Source organism: Flavobacterium sp. ARAG 55.4 (genome assembly GCF_051846875.1).
Taxonomy (GTDB): Bacteria; Bacteroidota; Bacteroidia; order Flavobacteriales; family Flavobacteriaceae; genus Flavobacterium; species Flavobacterium plantiphilum.
In genome coordinates, this window is the sequence record NZ_JBPYCT010000010.1 from 1 (window position 1) to 16,694 (window position 16,694).

General features: G+C 34.2%; 14 protein-coding genes and 1 pseudogene. 7 read left to right on the forward strand and 8 right to left on the reverse strand.

Annotated elements, in window-relative coordinates; translation table 11 throughout:
* The 4 genes and pseudogenes from ACSV4D_RS11675 to ACSV4D_RS11690 form a co-directional block, all read right to left on the reverse strand.
* A pseudogene (locus ACSV4D_RS11675) lies at positions 1 to 192 on the reverse strand (tyrosine-type recombinase/integrase); the annotation flags it as partial.
* Positions 193 to 348: 156 nt separating this feature from the next.
* Entirely contained in the window at positions 349 to 1,578 is a 1,230-nt protein-coding gene (locus ACSV4D_RS11680; RefSeq protein WP_439228415.1) for an ATP-binding cassette domain-containing protein, read from the reverse strand.
* A 149-nt stretch (positions 1,579 to 1,727) separates the two neighbouring features.
* Entirely contained in the window at positions 1,728 to 2,498 is a 771-nt protein-coding gene (locus ACSV4D_RS11685; protein WP_439228416.1) for a patatin-like phospholipase family protein, read from the reverse strand.
* Between the two features lie 79 nt (positions 2,499 to 2,577).
* Positions 2,578 to 3,015, reverse strand: coding sequence for an acyl-CoA thioesterase (locus ACSV4D_RS11690; protein ID WP_439228417.1), 438 nt, complete (start codon positions 3,013 to 3,015; stop codon positions 2,578 to 2,580).
* Between the two features lie 143 nt (positions 3,016 to 3,158).
* Between ACSV4D_RS11690 and ACSV4D_RS11695 the strand changes: the two genes are divergently transcribed.
* Positions 3,159 to 3,998, forward strand: coding sequence for a transglutaminase-like domain-containing protein (locus ACSV4D_RS11695; protein WP_439228418.1), 840 nt, complete (start codon positions 3,159 to 3,161; stop codon positions 3,996 to 3,998).
* A 24-nt stretch (positions 3,999 to 4,022) separates the two neighbouring features.
* Here ACSV4D_RS11695 and ACSV4D_RS11700 read toward each other — a convergent pair whose 3' ends face one another.
* The 3 genes from ACSV4D_RS11700 to ACSV4D_RS11710 all read right to left on the reverse strand — a co-directional run bounded on the left by ACSV4D_RS11700 (position 4,023) and on the right by ACSV4D_RS11710 (position 6,662).
* The gene (locus ACSV4D_RS11700) at positions 4,023 to 5,306 is read right to left on the reverse strand and encodes a serine hydrolase domain-containing protein (RefSeq protein ID WP_439228419.1); all 1,284 of its coding nucleotides are present in this window, start codon (positions 5,304 to 5,306) and stop codon (positions 4,023 to 4,025) included.
* Between the two features lie 33 nt (positions 5,307 to 5,339).
* On the reverse strand, positions 5,340 to 5,729 hold the full coding sequence (locus ACSV4D_RS11705; RefSeq protein ID WP_439228420.1) for a DUF1398 domain-containing protein: 390 nt from the start codon (positions 5,727 to 5,729) through the stop codon (positions 5,340 to 5,342).
* 69 nt (positions 5,730 to 5,798) lie between these two features.
* Positions 5,799 to 6,662: a mechanosensitive ion channel family protein gene (locus ACSV4D_RS11710; protein ID WP_439228421.1), complete on the reverse strand. Its 864-nt coding sequence runs from the start codon at positions 6,660 to 6,662 to the stop codon at positions 5,799 to 5,801.
* Positions 6,663 to 7,028: 366 nt separating this feature from the next.
* Between ACSV4D_RS11710 and dnaK the strand changes: the two genes are divergently transcribed.
* The 6 genes from dnaK (at position 7,029) to ACSV4D_RS11740 (ending at position 16,088) form a co-directional block, all read left to right on the forward strand.
* Entirely contained in the window at positions 7,029 to 8,909 is a 1,881-nt protein-coding gene (gene dnaK, locus ACSV4D_RS11715; RefSeq protein WP_439228422.1) for a molecular chaperone DnaK, read from the forward strand.
* A 622-nt stretch (positions 8,910 to 9,531) separates the two neighbouring features.
* Positions 9,532 to 10,752, forward strand: coding sequence for a hybrid sensor histidine kinase/response regulator (locus ACSV4D_RS11720; protein ID WP_408079227.1), 1,221 nt, complete (start codon positions 9,532 to 9,534; stop codon positions 10,750 to 10,752).
* 20 nt (positions 10,753 to 10,772) lie between these two features.
* Positions 10,773 to 14,333: a response regulator gene (locus tag ACSV4D_RS11725; protein WP_439228423.1), complete on the forward strand. Its 3,561-nt coding sequence runs from the start codon at positions 10,773 to 10,775 to the stop codon at positions 14,331 to 14,333.
* A gap of 14 nt (positions 14,334 to 14,347) precedes the next feature.
* Positions 14,348 to 14,713: a response regulator gene (locus tag ACSV4D_RS11730; RefSeq protein ID WP_408079231.1), complete on the forward strand. Its 366-nt coding sequence runs from the start codon at positions 14,348 to 14,350 to the stop codon at positions 14,711 to 14,713.
* A 2-nt stretch (positions 14,714 to 14,715) separates the two neighbouring features.
* A complete protein-coding gene (locus ACSV4D_RS11735; RefSeq protein WP_408079233.1) occupies positions 14,716 to 15,525 on the forward strand; it encodes a CheR family methyltransferase in 810 nt (269 codons plus the stop codon).
* Positions 15,522 to 16,088, forward strand: coding sequence for a chemotaxis protein CheB (locus ACSV4D_RS11740; RefSeq protein WP_408079235.1), 567 nt, complete (start codon positions 15,522 to 15,524; stop codon positions 16,086 to 16,088). The genes ACSV4D_RS11735 and ACSV4D_RS11740 overlap by 4 nt, the downstream gene beginning before the upstream one ends.
* Positions 16,089 to 16,106: 18 nt before the next feature.
* On the opposite strand, the gene ACSV4D_RS11745 is transcribed toward ACSV4D_RS11740, so the two are convergent.
* A complete protein-coding gene (locus ACSV4D_RS11745) occupies positions 16,107 to 16,541 on the reverse strand; it encodes a DUF6526 family protein (protein WP_439228424.1) in 435 nt (144 codons plus the stop codon).
* Between the last annotated feature and the right edge of the window lie 153 nt (positions 16,542 to 16,694).

The following is a 16,694-nucleotide window of genomic DNA, read 5'->3' on the forward strand; positions in this document are numbered from 1 at the left end:
ATTTCTGTGGTCTTACTACTAGAGTGACCTAATAATTCTTGTATGTATCGTAAATCAGTTCCGCTCTCTAATAAATGAGTGGCAAAACTATGGCGTAAGTAAAGTGTGTAAGCTGATTCTTTTTGTAATTCCCGCATTTTTTGCAGCTTGCTGTAATACTGATTGTGCGCTTCTACTACTATATCGTAAGCCAGTATCTAGAACTCTAGTTTAAATAAGACTTCTCAATACCCGACGAAATGTCCCGAAACTTCGGCAGCAGAAGAGGACATTCCCAAATAAAAAAAACCGGCTTGTAGTGAACAAACCGGATGCTTATGGAAATTAATTTTTTGAAACGAAAGAAGTTTATCTGATAACTCCTGTTGAACCTTCCTCGGACGGAATCAATTCAAGAACTGAATTTGGAGCCAAATTAGCTTCGATACGGTGAGAAACATACACAATAGTCATGTTCGATTCCTGTTTAAGCAAATTGATCAACTGACAAACCAGAGCTACATTTTCATCGTCAAGACCTTCTACAGGTTCGTCCAGAATCACTAAAGGCGGATGTTTTAAAACCGAACGCACAATCATAGCCAGACGCTGTTGCCCAACAGAAAGGCGTTTGAACATTTTGCTTTTAAGGTGTTTCATGCCTATTAAATCAAGCCATTGATCGGCTATGTTTTTTTGCAGGGTAGTAGGCAGATCGTATAATCCAATAGAATCAAAAAAACCCGAAAGTATCATTTGCTCCAGAGTGTGATTTCGGGTAAACAGACTGGTCATATTGGTGGCAAAATAACCGATGTTTTTTTTGATATCCCAAACACTTTCACCGCTTCCTTTTTTATGTCCAAAAAGGTGTAAGTCCTGACCGTAACCTTTAGGACTGTCACCATTAATTAGAGATAAAAGCGTGCTTTTTCCCGAGCCATTAGGTCCGATAAGTTGCCAGAATTCATTTTGCCTAATGGTCCAGTTAATGTTTTTCACAACAGGGCGTTCTTCATAACTTACCGAAACATTATTCATTTGCACCAGAATATTTTGCTGGTTTTCAATAGCGTGTGCCGGCTGCGGAATACCGGATTGTGTAATTATTTTAGTTTCGTGCACTCCGGTATTTATTTCTTCTAAAATATAGTCATTTGAATTAATTTGTCTGTTATTCGAAATGAAAGACAATACATCGGCAGAACGATTAATTAATTGAATAATCTTAATTTTTGAAGCCATTTCTTCCAATGATTTTGACAGCTCTGTTCTGGAAGCCTGATCTAAATGATCCATCGGGTTGTCAAAAATAATATAATCGGGTTTTTGATCCATACAGTATTGCAGGAATTTCTTTTTGCGCTGACCGGAAGAAAAGGTGCTGAGTTTTCTGCCGGAATCTACCGTGGTCAATTCCAGGTATTGGAACTCTTTTTGAATAAAATGATCAATGGCTAAATCAGAATAAAGGATTCCTTTCAGGGTGTTAAAAGGAGCTAATTCGCCAGTGGCATTTCCGGAAAGAATGGTTTCTATGAATTCTTTTTTATTGATTTGATTGGAAAGTAAAATGTTCCAATGGGTAGCAGTTTGCATTAAAAAGTCTCTTTTTTATTGACTGCAAAGATAAGAAGTTTTAAGTTATGAGTTTCAATAGCTATCGGGATGAGTTGAAAACAGTGTTCAGATAACAGACAACAAATAGATTACTTAACTGACTCTAATTTTCAATCCACAATTCACAACTAAATCTGAATATTGAGCGCTTTGATCTGGTCTTCGAGTGTTAAGGCGTATTGATAGCTGTAATCGAAAATTTCATCTGCGTTTTTTAGGTTGTAAAGACTAAACTGACTCATGTTAGGCGGTTCAAAATAAAAGTCACAGCTTAGTGTTTTTTGCTCTACAGAACTTTTCATCGCCAAATGAAAACAACGATCCAGAATATTATTCATTCCTACTTTATCTACTTCCTTTTTGATCGAATTGACATAACTTCCAATAATAACATCACATTGTCCCATAAGAGGTTCTATGGGAAAATTGTTAATCACACCGCCATCGACATACAAACTGCCGTTGTAAGAAATGGGTTGAAATAGTAGGGGCAGGCAGGAAGAGGCCATGATGGCACTGGACAGGTTTCCGGAGGAAAAATAGACTAATTCACCTTTTAAAATATCTGTAGCGGTAATGTATAGCGGAATTTTTAAATCTTCAAAAGTATTTGCCGGAAAGCAGTTCAGATAAATATCGTGAAAACCTTTCATCGCAAACAAACCCTGTCGTTTGATTAAAAGATTTGAAAAACTAAAGATTTGTCCTTTTTTGAGAATTTCTAATATTTCAGTTGCCGAGTAACCAGCTGCATAAAACGCAGCAGCAATAGCACCTGCACTGGTTCCTGAAACATGTGAAGCCTTTATATTTAATTCTTCGAGAGCTTTCAGGAGTCCTAAATGTGCAATTCCGCGGGCCCCTCCGCCGGATAATACAATTCCAACTTTGGTTTTCATTTTTTTGGTTTAAGGTTGGGTTATGAGTTATGTGTTATGAGTGTAATGTTTATACATTATTTTACTGAACTGCTATTGCCTAAGATTCTGTAAAATCTTCATATTTTGGAATACTTAACATCGCATTAAGAGCAATTTCCGGAACAGGATCTACAAGTTTACGCAGTTTGGTATCCATCCAGGCACCATCTACAGTCAGCGTTGCACAGAGCACATTATCCTCTGTCCTAAATTCATGAGCAATAGACCAGCGGGATGCATCGGTTTTCATTTTAGCTACTTTAGTATAAAGTGTTATGGCATCACCCAGTTTTAATTCTTTTCTAAAAACACATTCTTCCCGAAAAAGTACCGGACCAAAATGCTGTTTTTGAAAAATCTGTAGAGTGAGTCCCAGACTTTCTAATATTTCCATACGATGCTGAGCGGCAAAATCGTAATAAACACTATGACGAACATGAAAATTAGGGTCTAAATCGGACCAGCGAAAAGATAATTGCTTGCTGAAAGAGGTCATATTGTTATTTTAAAATTTAATTCTCGTAAATTTAGAAAAAATAAGCCAAAAGACAGAGAAGAATTCTATAGTTTTAGCTATATTTAATTTAATTGATTTTGTTTTTTTGTGGTGCTTTTTTAAGTAATAAATATCTTTATCAGATGAGATTTAGTGTAAGCAGTTTTTTATCCTATGAAGTTTTTTCTGCAACAACCTTTATTTTTAATATTCAGGCTGCTGTTTCGGAAACCCAGATTATTGTTTCAGAATTGCTTACCATTACTCCAGAGATTAAGTACGAAGAATTTATGTTGAAAAATTCAGCTACTCGTTTTATAAAAATGGAAGTAGCTAAAGGAACTGCTTTTACAATTAGTTATGAAGCAGTGGTGGAAGTGTTATACCAGCTGATTGCTCCCGAAAGACTGTCAACATCTATGCCTTTAATTAATTTAGATAATGAAATATTACCTTTTATTTCTCCCAGCAGGTATTGTGAATCGGATAAATTATTAGATTTTGCACACCGGCAGTTTGGACATTTACCGAATGAATTTTCTAAGGTAAAAGCAATTAACGAATGGGTTTTTAATTCCATAGCTTATAAAGCCGGAACTAGTGATTCCAACAGATCTGCCTGTGATGTTCTCCATTTAAAAGAAGGGGTTTGTAAAGATTTTGCTCATCTTGCCATTGCTTTATGTCGTGCCTTAGATATTCCGGCGCGATATTTTACGGCTTATGCTTATGCCCTTGATCCACCTGATTTTCATGCTTGTTTTGAGGCTTATGTAGGAGGGAAGTGGTTGTTTTTTGACCCTACTCAATTAAGTATTCCTAATGGATTGGTCAAAATAGCTGATGCTAAAGATGCCAGTGAGGTAGCTGTGGCTAGTTTTTTTGGTGAAGTGAATTGTACTTTTATGAAAATCGAATGCCATCCTCTTTCTGTTTTTATTCCTATGGATGCAAAAAAAAACAAAGCCATTTCTTATGGTTGAAATGACTTTGTTCTCCAGAATGTGTTAATCATCGATAGCCTGTTCAGCTAATATCTGGAATTTCCAGCCAGTATTGTCTGATGTTTTTTGTGTTTGTTTCAGAATGATTCCTATGAGTTCTTCTTTTGGATCAGCAAAATACTGGGTATTAAAGTAGCCGCCCCAGTTAAAGGTTCCGGCGCTTCCCTGACCGCCTGAATCTTCGCCCATCTGGTTCAAAACTCTAAAACCTAATCCGTGACCGGCATCGGTTTTGCCCCAGATTTCGCCAATTTGGTTTGCCAGCATAAATTGAACAGTAGTTCGGCTTAATAATCTTATTCCGTTTAATTCGCCTTTATTCAGGAACATTTGCAGGAAAGTAGCATAATCTTTTGCTGTGCTGGATAATCCGGCACCACCTGAGAAAAAACTTTTGGCTCCTTTTATCGGATAATTTACGTCATAAAAAGTATTGGGAAACGGAATCCATTTGCCGTTTTCTTTGGTTTGGATAGTAACCAGTCGGTTGGATTTTGATTCCGGTAAATAAAAATAAGTATCATTCATTCCCAAAGGTTCAAAAATACGGGTTCTGTAGTACTCATCCATTGGCATTCCTGACATGATTTCGATAAAATAACCGATGACATCCAAACCTTCACTATAAGTAAATTTTTCTCCCGGATTGTGGTGCAACGGAAGCTTTGCCAGTTTTTTGACACTTTCGGCAATGGTAATTTTATCAGTTGTAAACAAATCGGTTACGCCGGCATCTTTGTATATTTTTTTAAAACGGGCATCGCTGTCAATTTGTCCATAACCAATTCCTGAAGTATGCGTTATTAAATCGCGGATGGTAATCTCTCTTTTGGCAGGTTTTGTCGTGTATTTTCCATTTGGATAAACACTGTCCAGAACCTGTGCGTTTTTAAATTCCGGAATGTATTTTGAAATGGGGTCGTCAAGTTTGAATTTGCCTTCTTCCCAAAGCATCATCACAGCGGTTGTAGTAATGGCTTTGGTTTGTGATGCAATTCTGAAAATGGCATCGGTTTTTAAGGGGGCTGAATTAGCATTATCGGCATTTCCAAAGGCTTTTAGATATACAATTTTTCCTTTTCGGGCGACTAAAGCAACGGCGCCGGGAATTTCTGAATCAGCAACGGCTTTGTTAAGCATGTTATCAATTCGTGCCAGTCTTTCGCTGGATATTCCCACACTGGCAGGAGCGGCTTCACTGAGTTTGGGTGAGTTTTTTATAGATTTAGTTTGGGCATAATTGCTAAAACCTGACACTATAAAAAAAGCAATAAAAAGATTTTTCATGTTGGTTAATTAGTAGTAGGGATTAAAATAGTTTTATTCCGGAATTTTTTCTATCAAAATAGGATTTTCGGCAGTAACATAATAGGTGCAGCTCATGTCGATAATGTCTACACGCCATTTGGCAATACCACATTGTGCTGCATGTTGGCAAAAAGTATAATAATCTGTCTGACCGTCCTGATGCATCACCAGAAATTCAATAAATCGCTCTTTGTTAGCCACAGCAGAAATTGTTAATGTATCATATTTTTTATCGGTGCTGACAACAAAATTATTGACACCATAATACGAAACACTTCCATCAGCCACAATTGTATCATAGCCTTTCACGCCCAGACTAATTAAGTCTTGTATGTAATTTGGGAAATCAGCACCCGACTTTACTTTGGAATGTGCAGCTTTAATTTGGTCTATTGTAAACATGTTTATTTTTTTTTAGGTTTTTCAAATATAGCGTAAAAACGCAAAAAATCTGTTTTTTGATGTTTTAGTTTAAGAAGAAAGTCTTTTATCTTCTGGAATTGTTTTAATCGAAATTTCCCTTTGCGGATAGGGAATAGAAATTTTTTCGGCATCAAAGCGTTTTTTTATACTTTGCAATAAATCACAGTACATGATAAATCCATCACTATGATTTTTGGCCCAAGCCCATGCTTTTAAATTCACGCTCGAATCGGCCAGAGCAATTACTCTTGCAACTACTAATGGTGAGTTTTCTCTAATGTTTTCCGGTGTTCTGGTATCAATAAATAAAGGATGTTTTGCCACTTCTTCCTGCATTATTGCCAAAGCTTTATCAATATCTGATTCGTAGCCAATACCTATTTCTATAGCTTTGCAGCATTTAGTATCCTGCATATTTGTATTTTTAATTATTTCATTACTGATAACGGAGTTAGGAATGATAATGCGGTTGTTTTCTGCATCTTTTAAAACGACCTGTCTAAGATTAATATCTTCTACAATTCCGGTAAAATCATTTATGGTTATGCGATCGTTAATACGGAAGGGTTTAAAAATAACTAAAAAGATTCCACTCATGATGTTGCTTAAAGCCTGTTGCGAAGCTAAACCTGCAATTAAGGAAAGTACTCCTGCACCAGCTAACAGAGAATGTCCTATAATTTTAAATTGGGGTATTTGTATTAGTGCAAACGAAATGCCCAGAATATAAATAATACTGATAATAAGGTGTTTTAAGAATTTTAATCCGGTACTGTCAAAATCTTTACGCTCGAGTCTTTTGTATATTAAACGTTTTAATATTTTATCGACAATAGCACCTAATAAAAAAGTAAAAAGAATAATTATAACAATGCTAAGAAGCAGTTTAAAGTCGGTTTTGAAGTTAAGCATAACAGGTGTTTTTGAAATTTTAAAAATAATAAAATGAACCGATATCTGATCCTATTTTTTTATACTATATGACATATTCAGACACAGAATAAAAATAAGGGATAGAAAATGTATTTTATGATGAGAATGGATATAGTTTCTGAAGCTTCAGAAACAGGAATAGCTTTTGATTTTAATTGTGACAGTATTATTACTGTTTTTTGAAATTCTGTCAGTTATTTTTAAAATGTCATATTGTCAGCTAATTTTACGACAGCTTTTCTGTTTTCTGACAATTTACAGGAGGCTTTGATATTGGCACAAAGATTGACTTATGCACCATGAGTTATTAAATCGAGTATATAATAAAAATTAAATATATTAAAAATGGGTAAAATAATCGGAATTGATTTAGGTACAACGAACTCTTGTGTTTCTGTAATGGAAGGTAGCGAAGCAGTTGTTATTCCTAATGCAGAAGGAAAAAGAACAACGCCATCTATCATCGCTTTTGTAGAAGGTGGAGAAATTAAAGTAGGGGATCCTGCTAAAAGACAAGCGGTAACTAATCCAACTAAGACTATTGCTTCTATCAAACGTTTTATGGGACATTCATTTGCTGAAGTTACTGAAGAAGCAAAAAGAGTTCCTTACAGTGTAGTAAAAGGAGACAACAATACACCACGTGTGGATATTGACGGTCGTTTGTATACTGCTCAGGAGTTGTCTGCAATGACACTTCAAAAAATGAAAAAAACTGCTGAAGACTATTTAGGTCAAACTGTAACTGAAGCGGTTATTACTGTTCCTGCTTACTTTAACGATGCACAACGTCAGGCTACTAAAGAAGCTGGTGAAATTGCTGGTCTTAAAGTGATGCGTATCATCAATGAGCCAACTGCTGCTGCACTTGCTTACGGATTAGATAAAAAAGGAACTGATCAAAAAATTGCTGTTTACGATTTAGGTGGAGGTACTTTTGATATCTCTGTTTTGGAATTAGGAGACGGTGTATTCGAAGTATTATCTACAAATGGAGATACTCACTTAGGAGGAGATGATTTTGACCAGGTTATTATTGACTGGTTAGCTGATGAATTTAAAGCTGAAGAAGGAATTGACTTGCGTTTAGATCCAATGTCATTACAACGTATCAAAGAAGCTGCTGAAAAAGCTAAAATTGAATTATCTGCTTCTGCTGAAACAGAAATCAACTTGCCATACGTAACCGCTACTGCTTCAGGACCAAAACACTTAGTTAAAAAATTATCTCGTTCTAAATTTGAACAATTAGCTGATTCTTTAGTAAAACGTTCTATGTCACCAGTTGCTAAAGCGTTAAAAGATGCTGGTTTATCAGTTTCTGATATCGACGAAGTGATCTTGGTTGGAGGTTCTACCCGTATCCCAAGAATCGTTGAAGAGGTTGAAAAATTCTTTGGTAAAAAAGCTTCTAAAGGAGTTAACCCTGATGAAGTTGTAGCTATCGGTGCTGCTATTCAAGGTGGAGTTTTATCTGGAGATGTAAAAGATGTATTGTTACTTGACGTTACTCCATTATCTTTAGGTATTGAAACTATGGGTGGTGTAATGACTGTTCTTATCGAAGCTAACACTACTATCCCAACTAAAAAATCTCAGGTATTCTCTACTGCTGCTGATTCTCAACCATCTGTTGAAATCCACGTTTTACAAGGAGCCAGAGCAATGGCTGCGGATAACAAAACTATCGGTCGTTTCCACTTAGACGGTATTCCGCCAGCACCAAGAGGAGTTCCTCAAATCGAGGTTTCTTTTGATATTGATGCTAATGGTATCATCAAAGTTTCTGCTACAGATAAAGGAACTGGAAAATCTCACGATATCCGTATCGAAGCTTCTTCTGGTTTAACTGCTGAAGAAATCGAACAAATGAAAAAAGATGCAGAAGCTAATGCTGATGCTGATAAAGCTGCAAAAGAAAGAGCTGAAAAATTAAACGAAGCTGACAGTACTATTTTCCAAACTGAAAGTCAATTGAAAGAATTGGGAGATAAAATTTCAGATGAGCATAAAACAGCTATCGAATTTGCTTTAACTGAACTTAGAATGGCACACCAGTCTCAGGATATTGCTGCTATCCAAAAAGGTTTAGATAATGTAAATGCTGCTTGGAAAACTGCTACTGAAGCTATGTACGCTCAAGGAGAGCAAGGTCAGGCAGCTGCTGCTGAACCACAAGCTGAAGGTGACAACGTTCAGGATGTAGATTACGAAGAAGTAAAATAATTTTATAACTAAGCAATTAGTATTAAAATCAAAACCGGGTCAGAAATGACTCGGTTTTTTTGTTTTTTTAGAGAAGTAATAAAATGAAATTTTGAAACATATCTCATAAATTATATAAGGACTTGTAATGATTTATTCAGCAATTTTGAGATATCGAAAATTGAAATAATGAAAAAACGGAATGCCTCACATTTTATATGAAAATTATGGTTTTGAAATAAAAATTAAAAACATATTGTTTTTTATATAAATCGTGTTCATACCTTATAATACGTTAGCTATTGTAGCCAAATATATCGATTGAAATTTCAGCACAAAAAAAACAGCTTTCTAAATAAGGCTGTTTTTTTTTTTTTTTATGATAGCAAAATGAATGACTATTTTATAGAATTTGTAACACAAAATATAAGTTCGGAACATAGTGCTTTGTAAGTTTAAATATTTGGTTCAAAAAAAAATGAAAATTGCCGTTGTACACCGCTGCTTTATGACTTCTTTTCTTTATTTTTGATTCAACTATATTAAAAATTTTACAAATGTTACTCTTGTGAAAAGTTTTATTAATTTAAATTTTAATCTCTGACCATCTAGCTGATCTATTTGTAAAGAGTCATACTTAATTATGATTTTAATTGTTGATGATATAGAGGCAAATATAATTGCTCTGAAAAAAATTCTGGAGTTACATAACCTTGAAGTTGATACAGCAACATCCGGCGAGGAAGCGCTTAAAAAAATTTTAAAGAAGAATTATTCTTTAATAATTATGGATGTTCAGATGCCTAAGATGGATGGTTTTGAGGTGGTTGAAATTTTAGCCGGTAATAAAAAGACAAAAGACATACCTGTCATCTTTCTTTCAGCAGTTAATAAACAAAAAAAATTCATTTCCAAAGGCTACCAAACAGGAGGAGTTGAATATATTACCAAACCGGTAGATCCTGAATTACTCATTTTAAAGGTAAAAACTTTTCTGAAAATTTATAATCAGCAAAATGAACTTAAAATTGTTCGTGATTTATTAGCAAAAGAAATAGAAATTCGAAAAAAAGATCAGGAAAATCTGGAAATCATTGTAGCGGAAAGGACTAAAGAGCTGGTACAAAAAAACGAAGAATTAGAGATGCGCAATCATGAATTACAGCAGTTTTCCTGGGTTGTTTCCCATGATTTGAAAGAACCAGTTCGTAAAATCCAGATTTTTATTAAGATGATTAAAGAAAGATTTCTCATTCAGGAAGAGAAATCACTCGATTATATTGACAGGACGATTCGTTCTGCAGAAAGAATGGAAAACCTGATTACGGATTTATTAGAATATTCCAGACTCTCGTCGAATGTACCTCCGGAAGAAACAGATTTAAATCTCATTGTAGAAGAAATTGTGACTGACTTTGATTATCTGATTGATAAAAAAGAAGCTTCTATTTATGTCGGTAATTTGCCTGTACTTAATGCTATTCCAAGTCAGATGCGTCAGGTATTTCAAAATCTGATAGGTAATTCTTTAAAATTCACCAAAAAAGATGTAAAACCGGTTATCGCTATTTCCTCTCAGATTATCGCTTCTAAATCTTTTGACAGCGAACCTTCAGAAGACGGAAAATATTGTCGTATTGAGGTCAAAGACAACGGAATTGGTTTTGATGAAAATTATATAGATCGTATTTTTATGATTTTTCAGAGCCTGAATGTTCGAAGTGCTTATGAAGGAACCGGAATTGGTTTAGCAATCGCAAAAAAAATAATTGAAAAACACAATGGTTTAATTACCGCTAAAAGCGTTGCTAATGAAGGTGCCACTTTTATTCTGATTTTACCTTTGACTAACGAAATAAATTAATCAAACTATTCTTTATTTACATGAACGGAAATTTTAAAAGAAACGTACTTATTAGCTCTTCTGTATCAATATGCATATTATTGATTAGTTCGATAGCCTCTTTTTTAAGTATTCGAAGTCTCTTAAAAAGTAACAATCTGGTTTATCATACTCAGGAAGTTATTTATAATATTAACGAAGGAAAAGCCCTTTTACTTGAATCGCAGACACGTATGAGAGGCTTTTTAGTTACCGGAAAAGACAGTTTTTTAGCAGGTTTTAATGAAAATGAAGCTAAAACAGATACATTTTTCTATACAGTGGAAGAGTTGACTATTGATAACCCTGTTCAGCAAAAGAGATTAGTTCAGCTAAAACCTTTACGTGCCCAGTATTTCAGATTTCTGAATCAAAAAATTGTAGAGAAAAGAAATGGTTTTAATTTCCTTGCTTATGATTTAGACAGAGGTAATGAGCTAATGGCAAAAATGAATGATCTTACCACTCGTATTGAAAAGGAGGAACAAAGATTATTAACTGAACGCATTTCCAGCTCTGAACGTTATGGTCAGTATAGTTCTATATTGATTGTGGCAGCTTTTATTATCGCTTTTATTATTAGTGTGTTATTTTTAATACGAATACTAAAAGATTATAAGCAAAGATTAGAATTACAAAAAGAGCTGCAAAAGAAAGAAGAAGAAACACAATTGCGCATAAGTACAATCAGTTCAGTAGCAAAACAAATTTCGGAGGGAAATTATGATATTGAAATTGAAGGCGCAAAAAATGACACTTTAGGAAGTGTGAGTGTTTCACTCAATAATATGGGAAAATCGCTAAAAGAATCATTCCGGTTATTAGAAGATCAGGAATGGCTACAAGCCGGTATTGCCGAATTAAATAACGTTATGCTTGGCGAAAAACTAATAGATGTTTTTTCTAATGATGTGGTCAACTTTTTAGCAGTGTATACTAATAGTAGTGCGGGGGGGTTATATGTACTGGAAGGAGATACATTATATGCTAAAGCCGGTTATAACTTTTCTTCAAATTCAAAACGAGAGAAATTTAAACTTGGTGAAGGTTTAATTGGTCAGGCAGCGGTTTCTAAAGAATTATTAGAATTAGACATTATTGAAGAAGATGCAATTCATATTTCTTATGCTTTAGGAGAGGTGAAGCCAACACACATTGTGGCATTTCCATTAATCGACAACAAGGTTGAAGGTGTTATTGAACTGGCAAGTCTTACTACTTATACAGCATTAGAATTAGAGTTTTTTAAATTAATAGCTAAGAATATAGGAGTGGGATTGCGGGCTACAATTAATCGTAAACATTTAAGTGATTTACTGGAAGAAACGCAGGCACAATCAGAAGAATTACGCATTCAGCATAGTGAAATGGAAGCTATTAATGCTGAACTGGAAGCGCAGACAGAAAAATTACAGGCCTCAGAAGAAGAATTGCGTGTGCAGCAGGAGGAATTACAGCAAACTAATGAGGAATTAGCGGAGCGAAGTGTTTTATTAGAAGAGAAAAATACTGAAATTCAGAAAAAATCCGAAGATTTAGAAATCACAACGCGTTATAAATCAGAGTTTTTAGCCAATATGTCTCATGAATTGCGTACACCATTAAACTCTATTTTGTTGTTAAGTCGTTTGCTTTCTGAAAATAATGACAGCAACATGAATGAAGAGCAGATTGAATTTGCAAAAGTAATTCAGAGTTCAGGAAACGGATTGTTAGGTTTAATTGACGAAATTCTGGATTTATCCAAAATTGAAGCCGGTAAAATGGAATTAGAATTTTTAGAAGTTTCTGTTAAGGAAATCACAGATACAATGAAAAATCTATTTTCTCAGGTAGCTAAAGAAAAAAATATTTCTTTTGAAATTATTGCAGAAAATGCCCCAGTAGTAATTAGAACGGACAAAATCCGTTTGGAGCAAATTATTAAAAATTTGATTTCAAACGCTATTAAATTTACTTCTGAAGGTAAGGTTACACTGGAAATAAAAATGGATCCTGATAATGACAAAACAGTTTGCTTTATAGTTACAGATACCGGTATAGGAATTCCGTTAAACAAGCAGCCACTTATTTTTGAAGCTTTTCAGCAGGCTGACGGTTCAACAAAACGTAAATATGGTGGTACAGGCTTAGGATTATCTATCAGCAGAGAGCTGACTAAATTATTAAAAGGAGAAATTAAATTAAAAAGTACTGTTAATCAGGGAAGTGAATTTACTTTATGTTTACCGGCTTATGGACAAAAATCTGTTCAAAACGATGAAACAAACCATAAATCATCTGAGGATGAAACCACTGATATCACCTCAAGACCTATTGTGAAAAAGTACATCAGTCCGGTTATTCCGGATGAAATAGAGGACGACAGAGCGCAATTAGAACCGGGTGATAAAGTTATTTTGATTGTAGAAGACGATATAAATTTTGCTAAATCACTTTTAAAATATACCCGAAATCAGGGGTATAAGGGGATAGTGGCTGTCCGCGGTGATTATGCTTTAGATTACGCTTTGCTTTATAGTCCTATCGGAATTTTATTAGATGTAGAATTACCCATAAAAAGCGGTTGGGAAGTAATGGAAGATTTAAAAGGAAATTCTCAAACACGTCCTATTCCGGTGCATATTATGTCATCTCATAAATTAAAACAGGAAAGTTTGTTGAAAGGAGCGGTAAACTTTTTAGACAAACCAGTTGCATTTGAAAAATTTCCGTCTGTTTTTGAAAAAATAGAACAAATTATCAATAAAGAATCCCAAAAAGTATTAATTATTGAAGACAATTCTCATCACGCACAGGCATTAGCTTATTTTCTGGAAACCTATAATATTAATTCAGAAATTAAAAGTGAAGTTGGAGCAGGAGTAGAAGCTTTGATGAATAGCGATGTTGAATGTGTAATTCTTGATATGGGAATTCCGGACAAACAATCGTATGCTATTTTAGAAGGTTTAAAGAAAACCGAAGGAATGGAAAGTTTACCTGTTATTGTTTTTACGGGTAAAAGTTTATCGATGAAAGAAGAAGTGAAAATTAAAAAATATGCTGATTCAATTATTGTTAAAACAGCTCATTCTTACCAGCGAATGCTGGATGAAGTGTCATTATTTCTTCATTTGGTTGAAGAGAACAAAGACAGTTCCAAAGTGGATAAAAAATTAAATTTATTAAACAATATTCTCAACGGTAAAAAAGCCTTAATCGTTGATGATGATGTTCGTAATATTTATTCATTAACTAAATCTTTGGAGGTTTTTAAAATGAATATAATTACTGCAATAGATGGTAAGGAAGCCTTAATTGCATTAGAAGAAAATCCTGATACTGATATTGTTTTATTAGATATGATGATGCCTAATATGGATGGTTATGACACAGCTGTTCAGATTCGAAAAAATCCATTGTTTAAGAAAATGCCTGTAATTGCAGTTACGGCAAAAGCAATGATAGGAGACCGCGAAAAATGTATTCAGGCAGGAGCGTCAGATTATATTACAAAACCGGTAGATGTTGACCAGTTACTTTCATTATTAAGAGTTTGGTTGTATGATAAAACCAACTAAGAATTTGTTTTAAAATGTCCAGAAAAAGAATTTTAATTATTGATGATGATGCTCGAAATATTTTTGCGCTTACAGCAACATTACGAGCCAGATCTTTTGAATGTGTTTCTTGTTTAAGCGCTGAGGAAGCTTTGAAAAAATTAGAAACAGAGGAAATTTTTGATGCTGTTTTAATTGATATGATGATGCCTGATATGGATGGCTATGAAGCGATTCCTTTAATAAAAAAGATACCTGAAAGGAAAAATGTTTTGATAATTGCAGTTACCGCACAGGCTATGGTAGGTGATCGGGAGAAATGTTTAATAGCGGGAGCAAATGATTACATCTCTAAACCTATTGATGTAGATAAGTTGCTGGTTGCACTTGAGAAAATATAAAAATGATAGAAGAACTAGAGTTGGAAACACTTATTAATGAGGTTTATGAACATTACGGTTTTGATTTTGGAAATTATTCAAAAGCTTCTTTAAAAAGACGGGTGGAAAGACTCTATCTGATGGATGGTTTTAGTCATTTTCACGAATTTTTACATCGTATTACCACCGATGAGGATTATTACAGAAGGATGATTGAAGAAATTACAGTAAATGTAACTGAAATGTTTCGTGATCCTTTGTTCTACAGTGTTTTACGAAATGAAGTTATTCCTCTTTTGGCACCAAAACCATTTATCAGAATCTGGCATGCCGGCTGTTCAACAGGAGAAGAGGTTTTTTCAATGGCTATTTTGTTAAAGGAGCTCGGACTTTTACATAAATCTCTTTTGTATGCAACTGATATCAACGGTACTGTGCTGGAAACGGCTAAAAAAGGGGTTTTTCCATTACGAATGATGAAGCAATATTCTGAAAATTATTTAGCGTCAGGAGGAGCAGAAGATTTTTCGTCTTATTATAGCGCTAATTTTAATATTGTAAAATTCAATCCGGATTTATCTGAAAAAATGGTTTTCTCACAACACAATCTGGTTTCAGACACTTCCTTCAATGAGTTTGATTTAATTTTATGCCGCAATGTTTTGATTTATTTTAATAATGATTTACAATCCCGGGCTATAAAATTATTTGATGATAGCTTATCTGTTCTGGGGTTTTTAGCATTAGGCTCTAAAGAGACAATAAAATATACACAGGGTGACAGTAAATTTGTTCAGCTGCGTAAAGAAAAAATTTGGAGAAAAACACAATGACAAGAAAATGTGAGTTAGTTATAATCGGAGGTTCAGCAGGAAGTTTACAGGTATTAATTAATATTTTGCCACAAATAAAACTTCCTATTCCCTTTGCAATAGTGATTGTTGTACATCGAAAAAACTCATATGACACTGTTTTAGAAGATTTAATTGCGCTTAAAACTTATATTCCTATTGAGTATGTAGAGGATAAATCAAAACTTCAGCCAGGAGTACTATACATTGCTCCTTCAGATTATCATATGCTCTTTGAAGACAAGAATAGCATTGCGCTTGATGGATCCGAAAAAGTTAATTACAGTCGTCCCAGTATCGATGTCTCTTTCGAATCTGCGGCCTTAGTATTTAAGGAACATTTAGTTGGGATTTTGTTGTCAGGAGCAAATACAGACGGAACATTAGGCTTACAGATTATTCAAAAAAAAGGCGGACTAACGATTGTTCAAAAACCTGAAACTGCCGAAGTTCCTTATATGCCAAAATTTGCAGTATTAAATGCTAATCCTGATTTTATTTTCAGTGAAGAAGAGATTATCGCCTTTTTAAATTCTGATATTTAAAGTTTTTAAAACCGGAAATTATACTCTTTCATAATCTCCTTTCCACCTTACAATTGACTTTTTGATGCTTTTTGAATCTAAATTTTCAGCAATGGTTTTTTCAATTAATTGGATAAGTTCCTCATCTGGCGCAAATCGTAAAGAAAAAATCTGACTGTCATTTAACTGTCCTTCAATGATTTCAAAACGCTTTCCTGTTAAGGAAAAATAGCGGTAACGAAGTTCCAGTTTCACTATCCTGTTTTGTAAAGTTAATGCATAATGCTGGCGAAGCATAAATGCTAAACAGAATAAAATAATAAATAAAACAGCAAACATGGCCCATACTAAATATTCTGCACGGGTGAAAGCGAAGTAAATGCTAAGTCCGGTTAAAAATAAGATTACAGGATAATAAATAAAATGATGTGGGGTATAAAACCGAATATGATTGTTGTAATTCTGAGTAGGCATACTGTTTTTTTTAGATGATATAAATTTAGCCTTTACATGATAGAATTCAAAGTTTTTTAGGGTTCTTTTAAAATATGATTTATCTCATAAAACAAAACAACATTTAAAATTACTTTTACCGGCATTAATCACTGTTTTTAAATTGTTAAGTTG

Coding starts and splice junctions, on each gene's coding strand:
- ACSV4D_RS11680 (WP_439228415.1), bottom strand. CDS start 1,578: ATGCAAACTGCTACCCATTGGAACATTTTACTTTCCAATCAAATCAAT.
- ACSV4D_RS11685 (WP_439228416.1), bottom strand. CDS start 2,498: ATGAAAACCAAAGTTGGAATTGTATTATCCGGCGGAGGGGCCCGCGGA.
- ACSV4D_RS11690 (WP_439228417.1), bottom strand. CDS start 3,015: ATGACCTCTTTCAGCAAGCAATTATCTTTTCGCTGGTCCGATTTAGAC.
- ACSV4D_RS11695 (WP_439228418.1), top strand. CDS start 3,159: ATGAGATTTAGTGTAAGCAGTTTTTTATCCTATGAAGTTTTTTCTGCA.
- ACSV4D_RS11700 (WP_439228419.1), bottom strand. CDS start 5,306: ATGAAAAATCTTTTTATTGCTTTTTTTATAGTGTCAGGTTTTAGCAAT.
- ACSV4D_RS11705 (WP_439228420.1), bottom strand. CDS start 5,729: ATGTTTACAATAGACCAAATTAAAGCTGCACATTCCAAAGTAAAGTCG.
- ACSV4D_RS11710 (WP_439228421.1), bottom strand. CDS start 6,662: ATGCTTAACTTCAAAACCGACTTTAAACTGCTTCTTAGCATTGTTATA.
- dnaK (WP_439228422.1), top strand. CDS start 7,029: ATGGGTAAAATAATCGGAATTGATTTAGGTACAACGAACTCTTGTGTT.
- ACSV4D_RS11720 (WP_408079227.1), top strand. CDS start 9,532: ATGATTTTAATTGTTGATGATATAGAGGCAAATATAATTGCTCTGAAA.
- ACSV4D_RS11725 (WP_439228423.1), top strand. CDS start 10,773: ATGAACGGAAATTTTAAAAGAAACGTACTTATTAGCTCTTCTGTATCA.
- ACSV4D_RS11730 (WP_408079231.1), top strand. CDS start 14,348: ATGTCCAGAAAAAGAATTTTAATTATTGATGATGATGCTCGAAATATT.
- ACSV4D_RS11735 (WP_408079233.1), top strand. CDS start 14,716: ATGATAGAAGAACTAGAGTTGGAAACACTTATTAATGAGGTTTATGAA.
- ACSV4D_RS11740 (WP_408079235.1), top strand. CDS start 15,522: ATGACAAGAAAATGTGAGTTAGTTATAATCGGAGGTTCAGCAGGAAGT.
- ACSV4D_RS11745 (WP_439228424.1), bottom strand. CDS start 16,541: ATGCCTACTCAGAATTACAACAATCATATTCGGTTTTATACCCCACAT.